At 41.4% G+C, this 13,796-nt stretch carries 16 protein-coding genes and 1 pseudogene; 15 read left to right on the top strand and 2 right to left on the bottom strand.

From position 1 onward, the window contains the following. Positions 1–9 precede the first annotated feature (9 nt). The 3 genes and pseudogenes from ribB to MKY18_RS10565 form a co-directional block, all read left to right on the top strand. Positions 10–588: pseudogene (ribB, locus tag MKY18_RS10575) on the top strand (3,4-dihydroxy-2-butanone-4-phosphate synthase); the annotation flags it as partial. Positions 589–662: 74 nt separating this feature from the next. Next, positions 663–1,127, top strand: a complete 465-nt coding sequence (gene ribE, locus MKY18_RS10570; protein ID WP_012010433.1) for a 6,7-dimethyl-8-ribityllumazine synthase — start codon at positions 663–665, stop codon at positions 1,125–1,127. 113 nt (positions 1,128–1,240) lie between these two features. Then, complete coding sequence (locus tag MKY18_RS10565; protein WP_003215830.1) at positions 1,241–1,594, top strand: GNAT family N-acetyltransferase; 354 nt, start codon at positions 1,241–1,243, stop codon at positions 1,592–1,594. Between the two features lie 24 nt (positions 1,595–1,618). Here the strand turns inward: MKY18_RS10565 and MKY18_RS10560 are convergent, their stop codons facing one another. Both MKY18_RS10560 and MKY18_RS10555 read right to left on the bottom strand, forming a co-directional pair. After that, positions 1,619–2,143, bottom strand: coding sequence for a DUF309 domain-containing protein (locus tag MKY18_RS10560; RefSeq protein WP_044141077.1), 525 nt, complete (start codon positions 2,141–2,143; stop codon positions 1,619–1,621). Between the two features lie 87 nt (positions 2,144–2,230). After that, on the bottom strand, positions 2,231–2,323 hold the full coding sequence (locus MKY18_RS10555) for a YjcZ family sporulation protein (protein ID WP_012010430.1): 93 nt from the start codon (positions 2,321–2,323) through the stop codon (positions 2,231–2,233). Positions 2,324–2,531: 208 nt separating this feature from the next. Here MKY18_RS10555 and MKY18_RS10550 point away from each other — a divergent pair, with 208 nt between their 5' ends. From MKY18_RS10550 to MKY18_RS10495, 12 genes are all read left to right on the top strand, one after another. Continuing rightward, positions 2,532–3,290 carry a segregation/condensation protein A gene (locus tag MKY18_RS10550; protein WP_106067109.1) on the top strand — a complete coding sequence of 253 codons (759 nt, stop codon included), beginning with the start codon at positions 2,532–2,534 and terminating at the stop codon, positions 3,288–3,290. Continuing rightward, positions 3,280–3,873 (top strand): SMC-Scp complex subunit ScpB, encoded by a 594-nt coding sequence (gene scpB, locus MKY18_RS10545; protein ID WP_034661126.1) that lies wholly within the window; start codon positions 3,280–3,282, stop codon positions 3,871–3,873. Before MKY18_RS10550 ends, scpB begins: the two co-directional genes overlap by 11 nt. Positions 3,874–3,986: 113 nt before the next feature. Next, positions 3,987–4,466, top strand: a complete 480-nt coding sequence (locus tag MKY18_RS10540; protein WP_065098324.1) for a YpuI family protein — start codon at positions 3,987–3,989, stop codon at positions 4,464–4,466. Between the two features lie 113 nt (positions 4,467–4,579). Then, the gene (locus tag MKY18_RS10535) at positions 4,580–5,731 is read left to right on the top strand and encodes a D-alanyl-D-alanine carboxypeptidase family protein (protein WP_065098323.1); all 1,152 of its coding nucleotides are present in this window, start codon (positions 4,580–4,582) and stop codon (positions 5,729–5,731) included. Beyond that, on the top strand, positions 5,719–6,306 hold the full coding sequence (locus MKY18_RS10530; RefSeq protein WP_012010425.1) for a nucleoside recognition domain-containing protein: 588 nt from the start codon (positions 5,719–5,721) through the stop codon (positions 6,304–6,306). Before MKY18_RS10535 ends, MKY18_RS10530 begins: the two co-directional genes overlap by 13 nt. A gap of 4 nt (positions 6,307–6,310) precedes the next feature. After that, entirely contained in the window at positions 6,311–6,847 is a 537-nt protein-coding gene (locus MKY18_RS10525; RefSeq protein ID WP_003216139.1) for a spore maturation protein, read from the top strand. A 137-nt stretch (positions 6,848–6,984) separates the two neighbouring features. Further along, complete coding sequence (gene rluB / locus MKY18_RS10520) at positions 6,985–7,719, top strand: 23S rRNA pseudouridine(2605) synthase RluB (protein ID WP_065098434.1); 735 nt, start codon at positions 6,985–6,987, stop codon at positions 7,717–7,719. Positions 7,720–7,809: 90 nt separating this feature from the next. Then, on the top strand, positions 7,810–8,340 hold the full coding sequence (locus tag MKY18_RS10515) for a thiol-disulfide oxidoreductase ResA (protein ID WP_106067107.1): 531 nt from the start codon (positions 7,810–7,812) through the stop codon (positions 8,338–8,340). Position 8,341: 1 nt separating this feature from the next. Continuing rightward, positions 8,342–10,021, top strand: a complete 1,680-nt coding sequence (locus MKY18_RS10510; RefSeq protein ID WP_106067106.1) for a cytochrome c biogenesis protein ResB — start codon at positions 8,342–8,344, stop codon at positions 10,019–10,021. Further along, positions 10,005–11,183 carry a c-type cytochrome biogenesis protein CcsB gene (ccsB, locus tag MKY18_RS10505; protein ID WP_050943828.1) on the top strand — a complete coding sequence of 393 codons (1,179 nt, stop codon included), beginning with the start codon at positions 10,005–10,007 and terminating at the stop codon, positions 11,181–11,183. Before MKY18_RS10510 ends, ccsB begins: the two co-directional genes overlap by 17 nt. Positions 11,184–11,270: 87 nt before the next feature. Next, positions 11,271–11,993, top strand: coding sequence for a response regulator transcription factor (locus MKY18_RS10500; RefSeq protein ID WP_003215596.1), 723 nt, complete (start codon positions 11,271–11,273; stop codon positions 11,991–11,993). Further along, on the top strand, positions 11,990–13,771 hold the full coding sequence (locus tag MKY18_RS10495; protein WP_003216141.1) for an ATP-binding protein: 1,782 nt from the start codon (positions 11,990–11,992) through the stop codon (positions 13,769–13,771). The genes MKY18_RS10500 and MKY18_RS10495 overlap by 4 nt, the downstream gene beginning before the upstream one ends. Positions 13,772–13,796 lie beyond the last annotated feature (25 nt).

Raw genomic sequence — 13,796 nt, 5'->3', positions numbered from 1 at the left:
GGCGATTGTATGTATCATTCAGTAGAAGAAGCAGTAAATGCTCTAAAAGAAGGAGAAATCATTATCGTTGTGGATGATGAAGACAGAGAAAACGAAGGAGATTTTGTGGCACTTGCTGAGCATGCCACGCCTGAAGTGATTAACTTTATGGCTTTACATGGAAGAGGCCTCATTTGTACACCGGTCCATGCGTCGATTGCCAAACACCTGAACCTGCATCCAATGGTAGAAGAAAATACAGATGCTCACCATACAGCATTTACAGTGAGCATTGATCATGTAAAAACGACGACTGGTATTAGTGCTTTTGAGCGCTCTACGACTATGCTTGCCATGTTAAATAAAGACGCAACACCAGAAGAATTTGCCCGCCCAGGTCATGTATTTCCGCTCATTGCAAAAGAAGGCGGTGTACTAGAAAGACCAGGTCATACGGAGGCGGCAGTAGATCTTGCGAAACTGGCAGGTTCAGAGCCAGCGGGTGTCATATGTGAAATTATGAATGTAGATGGCTCAATGGCGCGCGTTCCAGAACTAAAAGAGATCCAAAAACAGCACGGTTTAAAAATGCTGACAATAGAAGCATTGCAGACCTATTTAAATAATAAAGAAACAGCAACGATCGAAACAAAATAAAAATCACAAAAAAGGATGATCAACATATGAATACAATACAAGGGCATGTAGTAGCAGAAGGACTAAAATTTGCAATTGTCGTCGCAAGATTTAATGACTTTATTACAAGTAAACTGCTTGATGGAGCAGAAGATACATTGCTCAGACACGGAGCAAACGGTGACGATATTGATGTCGTGTGGGTACCGGGTGCTTTTGAAATTCCGTACATGGCAAAAAAACTCGCTGAAACAGAGAAATACGATGCCGTCATTACACTTGGAACTGTAATCCGGGGCGCAACAACTCACTACGATTATGTTTGTAATGAAGCCGCTAAAGGAATTGCTCAAAGTGCCATGTCAACAGGGGTACCGATTATCTTTGGTGTACTAACAACAGAATCCATTGAACAAGCTATCGAAAGAGCCGGTACAAAAGCTGGAAATAAAGGCAGCGAATCGGCTGCAGCTGCCATTGAAATGGCGAATCTCAACCGTACCTTTCGTTAATTTAGTGAAAAAGAGTTTAAAAACGGTATAAAAATGTTTATAATGTGTGATGAGCAAATGATTCGTGAGACATTTGCTGGACATAAGGATAATTTGAATATTGAGGGGTATATATGTTAATTCGTTATAAGAGGTCTTTTGAAAAAATTGCCATGGGGCTACTCTCCTTCATGCCGGGTGAGAAAGACGTCAAACAGCTTCAGCAGACGATGAAGTCATATGAAATGGATGAAAATCGGCAGCTGTTCCTTTGGAAAGATGGCGAGGATATCGTAGGTGCTATTGGTGTGTTGAAAACAGACGACCAAGTACAAATCGAGCATATTAGTGTGAATCCATCCCATCGAGATCAAGGAATCGGCAAGGAAATGGTTTTAGCCGTGGAAGAGGTATTCAAAACCAAAACACTCATTCCAAATGAATTAACGCAAGGCTTCTTTCATAAGTGTCACAGCGAAACAAACTAAATATCACACATGTAAAAGCAGAGGCTACAGTCCTCTGCTTTTTTTACGTTCGATTTGCTTTTTTCGTTCAAGCAATACATCTGTCCGGTCACGCAGTCTATGTTTTTCGATCAAAAATGTGTGGGATAAGTTGCTCTCCTGACCAAAGATCAGTCCTTCTTTTTGAGCCGTTTCTTGGCATAGAGACAGGAGCGCTTCATCTTTAATCGGGAGCATCACACTTTCGTAGGGCATGTCTTCAGCCATTTTCTTCTTCAGCGTTCTCAGAAGTTTGAGAAACGCCTCATCATCCAGACCGAGGTTCGATAATACGGGCCGGTTTGCTTCCAGCAAGTGGAGGCTATTTGAAATGAGCCGTTTTGCACCTTTTCCATTTCCCCGTCTTTGATGATACAAAGCAACGGCAAGCTGAATGAAGCCAACCCAATATTCTTTGCGCTGCTCAGGCGGGTCTTCCTTCCAATACTCCTCAAGAATTTCATGACACTCAAAATAATCTCTTGTCGTATGAAATTCATGTAAAAAAGCCACGTACGCTTCAGGATACACAGTGGTCATCTCCTTTTCCACTCTCAGTCTAACATATTGAAAAGAAAAGAAGAAAGAGCGCCCTTCGTGAAAGGACGCTCTGTTTCTTTAATAAACCCAAGCCGCGCCAACGATGATCAGCAAGATGAAAAGCACGACAATAAGCGCGAAACCTCCGCCAAAGTTATAGCCATCTCCCATAATGATACGGCCTCCTTTTTCATCAGTTCTGTTTACAATGGTATTCTATGTATAAATGCCCTGAGTGGTATGGGCGAAACCACTGTTTTTCTTATTTCGCCTAGGACATCATGGTCGAAATTATATTGGACGAGAGCTTTATCCTGTCTTATACTAAAGGTTAGCCGGTGAAACGGTACTTAGAAGACAGTAGAAATGGTGAGAAAAAATGCTGGAATATCAGGTGAAAATAGATTCGTTTGAAGGTCCTTTGGACTTGCTTTTACATTTAATCAACCGGTTGGAAATTGATATTTATGATATTCCCGTTGCTAAAATTACGGAGCAGTATTTATTATATGTGCATACCATGAGGGAGCTTGAACTTGATGTGGCAAGTGAATATTTGGTGATGGCTGCAACCCTCCTGAGTATTAAAAGCAGAATGCTCCTTCCGAAACAAGAGGAAGAGCTATTTGATGAAGACCTGCTTGAAGAGGAAGAGGACCCTCGAGAAGAGCTGATTGGCAAACTGATTGAATACCGAAAGTATAAAGATGCAGCACAAGAACTAAAGGAACGCGAGGAAGAAAGGCAAAATGCCTTTACAAAACCTCCGAGTGATTTAAGCGAATTTGCAAAAGAATCGGAAGCGAAGGACACAAACCTGCATGTCACGGTGTATGATATGTTAGGTGCGTTCCAAAAGGTATTGAACCGAAAGAAAATAACGAAACCAGCACCATCTAGGATTACAAGACAAGAAATCCCGATTGAAGACAAAATGAATGAGATTATGAAACATTTAAAAAAAACGAAAAAGCGGACCAATTTCATGACTCTATTTCAACATGATCAAAAGGAGCACCTTGTCGTGACGTTTCTTGCTGTTCTTGAATTGATGAAAAGTCATCAAATCATGTTAGAGCAGGAAGGAAACTTTGAAGACATTTATATAATAGGGAGTGAAACGATTCATGACGCTTGATATCGTGAATTGGAAAGCCATCATAGAAGCGCTGCTTTATGCAGCAGGTGACGAAGGCTTAACAAAAAAACAGCTCATGTCTGTTCTTGAAGTAGAAGAGGCAGCGTTACTCGACATGATGTCTGCCGTAAAGGAAGAGTATCAAAAACAAGAACGTGGAATTGAGCTCATTGAATATGCAGATTCTTATATGCTGCTGACGAAAAAGGAATACAGCATTTATTTGAAAAAATTAGTCGAGACCCCATCCAAAGGTTTGTCTCAAGCAGCACTTGAAGTACTCGCAATCGTTTCTTATAAACAGCCGATCACACGCAGTGAGGTAGAAGAAATCAGAGGAGTCAAATCAGAGCGGGTGCTCCATAGTTTAGTAGCCAAAGCGCTGCTCTGTGAAGTTGGACGTGCCGATGGCCCTGGGCGAGCAATTCTTTATGGGACAACACCTACCTTTTTAGAGCAGTTTGGCTTAAAGGCATTGGATGAATTACCGCCGCTTCCAGAGAATGTGGAAGCAGATGGTGTACAAGAAGAAGCTGATCTATTTTTTGAAAACTTCAATCAAACATTTGAAGAAATAAAATAGTTCAAAAGAATGAAAAATGTATGATAAAATATAAAAAAGATTTTAGGTCTAACATCTATTGATGTCAGATAAAATGGTCATAAAGCCATGAGGGGAAGGTAAACACAAAACAAATGGCACATATGAATGTAAAGGCTCAAGTTGATCAAGCAGGCGTCTTTTTATCAAAGGTTGCAACTGAAATGAATGGTTTTCTGAACGAAGCTACCTTATCAAGTATGAAACGATTAAACCCTGAAGCGGAAGCCTATTATTGTGACATATTGAATACATTACGGAAGCTTGCAGTGTACAGCGAGGATGCAGCGGCAATTTGCAGGAAAATCAGCCAGCAACAGACATTCCCGCAGCAAGCCGCGCAGCAGACGCTTCACCGTATTTATCATCAATGTATTGAAGAGTTTTTCACGCCGAAAAAGGATACATGGTATGAAGACAGCCGTTCCGCATATACAGGAAAGAGCAGCATTGTTTTCCACCATGAAGTATCCGCTGAGATCAAACGATTATTTTCTTCATTAGAAAAAGATTTTTTAGCGATGAGAGAAGAGCTAGAATATACGACATCTCATCAGCAAATGAAAATGGTATAAGCAAGAGGAAAAAGCGTCTCTACATTATAGAGACGCTTTTTTTATGGACGAGGCATCATAACTTTTTCAGCCGCGCATACACTTGTACAAAACGGACAAGGACGTGAATGAACATGCCCTATTTAAAAATTGGAACAGCAGTCCTTCTTCTATTTACACTCTTACTGCCTTTTTCCTCACATGCCAAAGCAGATATGTCATTATCGGTGAGTGCAAGAAGCGCCATTTTAATAGATGGACAGTCAGGCAGAGTCCTATTTGGAAAGGACGAGCATGAAAAAAGAAGAATCGCCAGTATTACGAAAATTATGACGGCAGTATTAGCCATTGAATCAGGAAAAATGAAAGACACCGTCAAAGTATCAAAGCGCGCGATTCAAGCAGAGGGCTCATCGATTTATTTAAAAGAAGGGCAGAAGGTGAGCCTAGAAGACTTGACATACGGACTTATGCTGCGTTCTGGAAATGATGCAGCTGTTGCCATTGCAGAGCATGTGGGCGGCAGCTTAGAAGGATTTATTTTTATGATGAATCAAAAAGCATCTGAACTAGGAATGGAGAATACGAATTTTCAAAATCCGCATGGACTCGATGATCATAAACATCATTATTCATCAGCCTATGACATGGCTATCTTAACAAAATACGCCATGGAGCATAAACAATATCAAAAAATTGCGGGCACGACTTTCTATAAAGCGAAAACGATGGAAGGCTATTGGAAAAATAAAAACAAGCTACTCACCGGATTATACAAATATTCAACTGGTGGGAAAACGGGGTATACGAAGCTTGCAAAACGGACACTTGTCTCTACTGCGGCAAAAGGGGATGCGGCGCTGATCGCTGTGACCATTAATGCGCCAGATGATTGGAAGGATCATATCTCTATGTTTGAATATGCATTTGATCACTATAAAACATACGAACTTGCTGAAAAAGGAAGACTCGCTTCATTAAAAGGAACCTTTTACGAAAAAAAGGCATTTATCAAACGTGATGTGGACTATTTTTTAAATGAAGATGAGAAAAAACTAGTAGAAATTGAAACGGAAATGCTTACTCCTCAAAAGAAGTGGAAAAAAAACGCCGAAACCATCCCAGATGTTGTAGGGCAAATGACGTTTTTATTAGATGGTCAGGTGATCGAGCAAGTACCGATTTTTTATGAAAATAAACGAAATCGAATGCCTCAAAAAAGCTTCCAAGAAATGTTTAAGTCTGTCTTTCAGACATCTATAGGCGGATCTTCATGGTCAATCTAATTTGGGTATTCCTCACTGTCATCGGTCTTGTGTATGCGATGTTCAACGGAACGATGGAGGAAGTAAACGAAGCTGTATTTAAGGGCTCAAAAGAAGCAGTGACCATTTCAATTGGTTTGATTAGTGTCCTCGTTTTTTGGCTCGGACTGATGAAGATTGCAGAAGAGGCTGGTCTGTTAAATTTCTTTAGTAAATTGTGCCGTCCCTTTATTTCAAAGCTATTTCCGGATATTCCGCCTAACCATCCCGCGATGGGATATATTTTGTCCAACCTTATGGCGAATTTCTTTGGGCTCGGGAATGCCGCTACACCGCTTGGGATTAAGGCGATGGAGCAGATGAAAGCATTAAACGGCGGGAAAAATGAAGCAAGCCGGTCCATGATTACATTTTTAGCGGTCAACACATCCTCTATCACACTCGTGCCAACAACCGTCATTGCGATTAGAATGACCTATGGTGCAGATCAGCCAACAGACATTGTAGGACCAACCATTTTGGCGACACTCATTTCAGGAATCGGTGCCATTCTCATTGATCGCTATTTCCACTATCGCAGAAGCAGGCGGGGGTGATCTCGTGTCATTTATTAACTGGCTGTCACTTGCTTTGATCCCACTGATCATCGCAGGAATTTTAATTGCGGGGACCATTAAAAAGGTACCGACCTATGAAACATTTGTTGAGGGCGGGAAAGAAGGTATTCAAATTGCCTTTTCAATTATTCCTTATTTAGTCGGCATGCTCGTGGCCATTACGATATTCCGCGCGTCTGGTGCGCTTGATTTTGTCATGGGACTGTTAAAACCCGTGTTTACAGCGATCGGCTTCCCGGCAGAAGTGGTGCCGCTTGCGTTTATTCGTCCGATATCTGGCACGGCTGCACTCGGGATGACATCAGACCTCATTGCGACATATGGACCAGATTCTTTTATCGGACAGCTCGCAGCTGTCATGCAAGGGTCAACTGATACCACTCTCTACATTTTAACGGTCTATTTTGGGGCAGTCGGTATTAAAAAAATGGGAGATGCGCTGAAAGTAGGTCTGTTAGCGGACCTCATTGGAATCATTGCATCTGTCATCATCGTCAGTTTGTTATTTAGCGGCGCCTAAAGAGGCGCTTTTTTGTCTTTCAATGGATGGGAAATTGCTTTTTAGCTGAAATTAAACAGACGAATCGCTTATTTTTCCACGAATGCTTGTTTGTTTTAAGTCAAGCAAGTAAGATAGTACATGAGGTGAAAGACAAAATGGAACGTTTACAGAAAGTAATTGCACATGCCGGCGTCGCTTCTAGACGAAAGGCAGAAGAATTAATTAAAGAAGGACGAGTTACCGTTAATGGTAAAACAGTGACAGAGCTCGGAGTAAAAGTGGGCTCTTCAGATAAAATTGAAGTCAACGGATTAAAGCTTGAAAGAGAAGAACCGGTTTACTTTATGCTTTATAAACCGCGCGGCGTCATTTCAGCTGCCGAGGATGATAAAGGACGTAAGGTTGTCACAGATTTCTTTGATGACATCCCGCAGCGCCTTTATCCAATCGGCCGCTTAGATTATGATACGAGCGGTTTGATTTTAATTACAAATGACGGGGAATTTGCCCATAAGCTCATGCATCCGAAATACGAAATTGATAAAACATATGCAGCGAAGCTAAAAGGCATCCCATCAAAGGAATTGCTTAGAAAGCTAGAAAAAGGGATTATGTTAGATCATAAAAAGACTGCACGTGCTCGTGCCAAGATGCTTTCTATCGATAAACGAAAGCAGACATCTATTGTTCAATTAACCATTCATGAAGGCAGAAACAGACAAGTGCGCCGCATGTTTGAAGCGATCGGTCATGATGTGTTAAAGCTAAAAAGAGAGCAATATGCGTTCCTTCATATTGAAGGTATGAGACCAGGAGACCGCAGAGAATTAACACCGCATGAAGTAAAGCGCCTGAGAGCAATTGCAGATCACGGGAAAAGCGCTTTTTAATTTTCACATAAACTTCAAAAAATGAAGAAGCATCAAAAGAAGGAGAATGCTATAATTTACCTGAATGTCTATGGGGAAGGGGTACTTCAGATGAAAAAAAGACGGTTTTTCATAAGGACGGGCATTCTCCTCGTGATGCTTGCTGCACTATGTTATACCATGTATAACTCAGTATTTGCCAAACAGGATCGGGTCAAAGAAGGATCTATTGCGCCAAACTTTGTCCTTCAATCTGTGGATGGGGAACGGATTGAACTAAAGGACTTAAAAGGCAAAGGCGTCTTTCTTAATTTTTGGGGGACCTGGTGTGGTCCGTGTAAACAAGAATTTCCTTACATGGCAAATCAATATGAAGTGTTCAAGGATCGCGGTGTGGAAATTGTTGCAGTCAATGTTGCAGAATCCAAGATTGCCGTGAAAAATTTTATGGAATCCTATGGCGTGAATTTTCCTATTGCCATGGACAAAGATCGTCAAGTAACAGAGGCATATGATATTGGACAACTACCAACCACGCTTTTAGTTAATCCTGAAGGCAGGGTAATCAAAGTCATAAAGGGAACCATGACAGAACGTCAAATCTATGATTATATGAATTTGATTAAACCAAAGGGGTCATAGAATGAAAGAGGTAAAATGCGAGTGTGGACATATTAATCCAATCGGTACTGTTTTATGTGAATCTTGCGGGAATCCTATTGCGACTAAAGAAAAAAACTCTTCAAAGCTGCTTGATATGAGATATGACGGCAGTGCGAGACGCTCGCAAACATACAACAAAACGATTGTTGATAAAGTATGGAACTTTTTTTCTTCCGTTAAGGTGGGTGTGTGGCTGATTGTCATCACACTGCTTGCTTCCTCATTAGGAACGATTTTTCCGCAGGAGCGATTTATTCCGCCAGGTGCATCTGCTTCCACCTATTATGAAGAGCAATATGGGTCGTTTGGCAAGCTGTATTACATACTTGGATTCCATGATCTTTATAATTCTTGGTGGTTTTTAGCTTTAGTTGCATCCATCGGAATCTCCCTTGTCATTTGCAGTCTCGATCGGGTTATTCCTCTTTATCGAGCACTCAAAAACCAAGGGGTTATCAAAAAAGAAGGCTTTATGAGAAGACAGCGTCTGTTCAGTGAGACAGATAAAACGTTAGATCAGCATACATATGAAGGCATCAAGAAAGCAATGAAACAAAAGCGTTACCGCGTGCGAGAAGAAAACGGACATATTTTAGCGGAAAAAGGCCGCTTCTCACGCTGGGGCCCTTACGTCAATCACATTGGACTAATCATCTTTCTCATTGGATCAATGCTCCGGTTTGTCCCAGGCATGTATGTGGATGAAACGCTGTGGGTTAGAGAGGGTGAAACTGCCCCAATTCCAGGCACAGATGGTCAATATTTTTTGAAAAATAATGCATTTTCAATTGACCGCTATGAAACTGGAAATGAAAAAGAAGTGTTTGAGAATGCGATTGAAAGAGCTGGCGACGGTCAAGTAGTGAAAAGTTATAAAACCGATGCCACTTTATACAAACGTGAAGGGGAAGTTGTGTTTGGTGAAAAGCCCAAGCTGAAGCAGGTATCAGAACACGATATTAAAGTGAACGAACCGCTCAAGTTTGATCAATTCTCACTATATCAAGTGGATTTTAAACAAAATGAACTCGATCAAATGGTCTTTCAGCTGATTCGTAAAGATACAGAAAAATCTTTCGGAACAGTGAAGATTAATTTGCTGGAGCCTAAGTCAGAATATGATCTTGGTAGCGGTTACAAAGTCAAAGTGATGAGCTATCTCCCTGATTTTTATTTTGACGATGATGGAACACCGAGTACGAAAACAAGGAATCCAAATAATCCTGCTTTCGTGTTTGAAATGGTTTCTCCTGAAAAGCCTAAAGGTGAAAAAAGCTTTGTGGCGATTCAAGAGACAGTAGAGGGCTCTGATAATAACCTATATAAAATGAAGTTTGATCGAGTGGAAACGAAAAACGTCACGGGATTGACGGTGAGAAAAGATTTAACTCTTGGGGTGCTCATCGTAGGCGGGATCATCTTCATGATTGGTGTCGTGCAGGGGATGTATTGGCAGCATAGAAGAATTTGGCTGTCTGCAAAGGATGGAAAAGTATTTGTGGCAGGACACACAAACAAAAACTGGTTTGGCTTAAAGTCTGATCTTGGCGTGTTACTAAGTGACAGTGGCATCAAACAGCCAGTTGATCAAAAAGAACTGCCTGATACAACAAGTATCAGCAAAAGCAAGGGGGAAGGATTAGATGGCAGCAGTCAGTGAAAACCTGTTATTTGCAGCTTTTCTATTGTATTTAGCGGCAGTTCCTTTTTTTGGTGGTGCCATTAAAGGAAAAAAGAAAGTTGATGGACCGCGCAGGAATAAGGCGGCACTTATCGGCATTACGCTCACCATCATCGGTTTTTTAAGTCAATTTGGCTACTTTATTTCAAGGTGGATGGCGTCTGGTCATGCACCAGTCAGTAACTTGTTTGAATTCACAACGGCTTTTGGCATGATGCTTGTGCTCGCATTCATCATTTTATATTTTGTGTATCAAGTGTCGGTACTTGGTTTATTTACACTTCCAATCGCTTTATTGATTATTGCCTATGCAAGTATGTTCCCGTCTGATATATCACCGCTAATTCCTTCATTACAAAGTAATTGGCTTTATATTCACGTGACAACAGCAGCACTAGGGCAAGCCATTTTAGCGATCAGCTTTGTGGCAGGTGTCATCTTCTTATTAAAGCATGTCGATCAAACAAAGCCAGGGAAGAAGACATTTGGTTTGGAGCTCGTCATGTTTATGATTGTTGTTACACTTGCATTTATCGCAGTCACGTCCATCTTTAGAATGACAGGATACGAAGCAAAATTTAATTGGGTCGATAAAAATAAAGAGGAAAGTGTGATGGTCTATGAGCTCCCGGCTCTAGTTGGACCTCATAAAGGAGAGCTTGTGACGCAAGATCGTTTGGAACCGTTTGTTGATTTGCCGCCTGTTTTTTCAGGAAGAAAGGTCAATACGGTGTTATGGTCATTCGGCACGGGGCTGATTTTGTATGGACTGATTCGCTTGATCATTCGCAAACGACTGAGCGCTCTGCTTCAACCGCTCGTGAAACAAGTGAACCTAGATTTAGTCGATGAAATTGGATACAGAGCTGTTTCCATTGGTTTCCCTGTATTTGCGTTAGGCGGGCTCATTTTTGCAATGATTTGGGCGCAAATTGCATGGACTCGGTTCTGGGGCTGGGACCCGAAGGAAGTATGGGCTTTGATTACGTTTCTCTTTTATGCAGCCTACCTTCATCTTCGCTTATCCAGGGGCTGGCATGGCGAAAAGTCCGCTTGGTTAGCTGTCATCGGATTCGCCATCATTATGTTTAATCTCATCTTTGTCAATCTTGTGATTGCAGGGCTTCATTCTTACGCGTAATCACATGAAAAAGGCCAACTTTTTATGAATCGATTCGGCTTTTTGTTAAAATGAATGTAACAACGGAGAAAGCAGGAGGATTGTCTAATGGAACACACAACTCAAACGAAAATATTAGTCGTAGATGATGAGGCAAGAATTCGCCGCCTTTTAAAAATGTATTTAGAACGTGAAAATTATGAAATCGATGAAGCTGAAAATGGAGATGAGGCTATTCAAAAAGGACTCCAAACAGATTATGATCTCATTTTGCTCGATTTAATGATGCCTGGCACAGATGGGATCGAAGTGTGTAATCAAATTCGAGACAAAAAAGCGACTCCAATCATTATGCTGACGGCAAAAGGAGAAGAAGCCAACCGCGTGCAAGGGTTTGAAGCAGGTACGGATGACTACATCGTCAAACCTTTTAGCCCACGTGAAGTTGTTTTACGTGTGAAGGCATTGCTCAGAAGGTCTTCTCAAACGTCTTATCTCAATACTGGTACAACAACAAAAGATGTACTTGTGTTTTCTCATCTTTCAATTGACCACGACGCGCATAGAGTGACAGCTGATGGCAAAGAAGTCAGTCTCACGCCGAAGGAATATGAGCTTTTATATTTCCTTGCGAAAACACCGGATAAGGTTTATGACAGAGAGAAGCTGTTAAAAGAAGTATGGCAGTATGAATTCTTTGGAGACTTGAGAACAGTCGATACTCACGTCAAACGACTTCGCGAAAAGCTGAATAAAGTGTCACCAGAAGCTGCGAAAAAAATCGTGACGGTATGGGGTGTCGGGTACAAATTTGAGGTCGGCGCTGAATGAAACTGTGGAAAAGTGTCGTTGGAAAGCTATGGTTAACCATTCTCTTCCTCGTCCTAATCGTTTTATCTATTTTAACCGTGCTTCTTTTAGAGTTTATTGAAAATTACCATGTAGAAGAAGCAAAGTCAGATTTAACGCAAATGGCAAATAAAGTGGCGGTCATTTTAGAAAGCCACGACGATCAATCGCTCGCAAGGTCGATTACATCAGAGCTTGCTGACAAATTGACGAGTATTGCGATTATCCAAGAGGACGGGCTAGAGTGGTATTCGTCTGAAAAAGACGGGAAGCTTCCTGCGATTACAAAGAAACAAATTGAAGCAGACGGTGATTTGAATCAAGCGCTAAAAGATCGTAAAAAAATCAGTAAACGTGCAGAACCAAATGCAGGCAATCATAAAGATGAACGAATTGTTGTCGGTGTTCCATTTGAGGCAAACGGAAAAAAAGGCATGGTCTTTCTTTCTCAATCATTACTTGCGGTAGAGCAAACAACAAAACATACGACGCGTTATATCTTCCTAGCAGCCGGAATTGCCATTGTTCTGACCACTATATTCGCTTTCTTCTTATCAACACGTGTCACCTATCCTCTTAGAAAGATGAAAGAGGGAGCACAGGATCTGGCGAAAGGGAAATTTGATACAAAGATTCCTATATTAACGCAAGACGAAATTGGAGAACTGGCCATCGCCTTTAACCAAATGGGCAAGCAGCTTAAATTTCATATCACAGCTTTAAATCAAGAAAAAGAGCATTTGTCCAATATTTTAAGCAGTATGGCCGATGGTGTGATCACCATCAATATTGATGGAACGATCCTCATGACGAATCCTCCTGCAGAACGATTCTTGCAGGCATGGTATTACGAGCAAAATATGAAGATCAAAGATGGAGATGAACTGCCTCCAGAAGCGAGAGAACTATTTCATACAGCCGTCAGTACGGAAAAAGAGCAAATGATTGAAGTCACACTGCAAGGACGTACTTGGGTTCTTCTCATGTCTCCGCTTTATAATCAGCAGGACGTTAGGGGAGCAGTTGCGGTCCTTCGTGATATGACAGAGGAACGAAGACTTGATAAGCTGAGAAAAGACTTCATTGCCAATGTCAGTCATGAACTTCGTACTCCAATTGCAATGCTGCAAGGATATAGTGAGGCGATTGTAGATGATATTGCTGGCTCAGAAGAGGAAAAGAAAGAGATTGCGCAAATTATTTACGACGAATCACTTCGAATGGGACGTCTTGTGAACGATCTTCTAGACCTAGCGAGAATGGAAGCTGGCCATATTACACTTAATCTTGAATCAACAGATACAGAAGAGCTGACCGAGAAGATTTACCGCAAGTTTCTTGGCATAGCAAAAGAAAAGCAAGTTGATCTCACATATGACATTCAAGTGGATGAACCGTACTTTGTACTCGATCCGGATAAGATTGAACAGGTGTTTACGAATCTCATTGATAACGCGATTCGTCATACACCAGAGGGCGGAGAGGTTCACTTCTCGGTTCAATCGGTGGAAAGCGGTTTGAAAATGGATGTGAAAGATTCAGGAAGCGGAATCCCAGAAGAGGATCTGCCATTTATTTTCGAACGTTTCTATAAAGCGGATAAGGCAAGAACAAGAGGGCGTTCTGGTACTGGACTTGGCCTTGCGATTGTGAAGAACATCGTAGAAGCACATCAAGGTTCCATTCATGCACATAGCAAAGCGGGTACAGGTACACACTTTACCTTTTATATTCCGAGAAAAAAGCAGGAACTCGTCTAATCCTGACGAAGAATCTTGTTACATG

Source organism: Bacillus sp. FSL R7-0672 (assembly GCF_038601465.1).
Taxonomy (GTDB): domain Bacteria; phylum Bacillota; class Bacilli; order Bacillales; family Bacillaceae; genus Bacillus; species Bacillus pumilus.
Note: the sequence above shows the minus strand (reverse complement) of the source record. Positions and strands in the feature narration are given on the sequence as shown.

What these genes read in the sequence shown, in the direction of transcription:
- ribE (WP_012010433.1), top strand. Translation starts at nt 663, where the DNA reads ATGAATACAATACAAGGGCATGTAGTAGCAGAAGGACTAAAATTTGCA.
- MKY18_RS10565 (WP_003215830.1), top strand. Translation starts at nt 1,241, where the DNA reads ATGTTAATTCGTTATAAGAGGTCTTTTGAAAAAATTGCCATGGGGCTA.
- MKY18_RS10555 (WP_012010430.1), bottom strand. Translation starts at nt 2,323, where the DNA reads ATGGGAGATGGCTATAACTTTGGCGGAGGTTTCGCGCTTATTGTCGTG.
- MKY18_RS10550 (WP_106067109.1), top strand. Translation starts at nt 2,532, where the DNA reads ATGCTGGAATATCAGGTGAAAATAGATTCGTTTGAAGGTCCTTTGGAC.
- scpB (WP_034661126.1), top strand. Translation starts at nt 3,280, where the DNA reads ATGACGCTTGATATCGTGAATTGGAAAGCCATCATAGAAGCGCTGCTT.
- MKY18_RS10540 (WP_065098324.1), top strand. Translation starts at nt 3,987, where the DNA reads ATGGCACATATGAATGTAAAGGCTCAAGTTGATCAAGCAGGCGTCTTT.
- MKY18_RS10535 (WP_065098323.1), top strand. Translation starts at nt 4,580, where the DNA reads ATGCCCTATTTAAAAATTGGAACAGCAGTCCTTCTTCTATTTACACTC.
- MKY18_RS10530 (WP_012010425.1), top strand. Translation starts at nt 5,719, where the DNA reads ATGGTCAATCTAATTTGGGTATTCCTCACTGTCATCGGTCTTGTGTAT.
- rluB (WP_065098434.1), top strand. Translation starts at nt 6,985, where the DNA reads ATGGAACGTTTACAGAAAGTAATTGCACATGCCGGCGTCGCTTCTAGA.
- MKY18_RS10515 (WP_106067107.1), top strand. Translation starts at nt 7,810, where the DNA reads ATGAAAAAAAGACGGTTTTTCATAAGGACGGGCATTCTCCTCGTGATG.
- MKY18_RS10510 (WP_106067106.1), top strand. Translation starts at nt 8,342, where the DNA reads ATGAAAGAGGTAAAATGCGAGTGTGGACATATTAATCCAATCGGTACT.
- ccsB (WP_050943828.1), top strand. Translation starts at nt 10,005, where the DNA reads ATGGCAGCAGTCAGTGAAAACCTGTTATTTGCAGCTTTTCTATTGTAT.
- MKY18_RS10500 (WP_003215596.1), top strand. Translation starts at nt 11,271, where the DNA reads ATGGAACACACAACTCAAACGAAAATATTAGTCGTAGATGATGAGGCA.
- MKY18_RS10495 (WP_003216141.1), top strand. Translation starts at nt 11,990, where the DNA reads ATGAAACTGTGGAAAAGTGTCGTTGGAAAGCTATGGTTAACCATTCTC.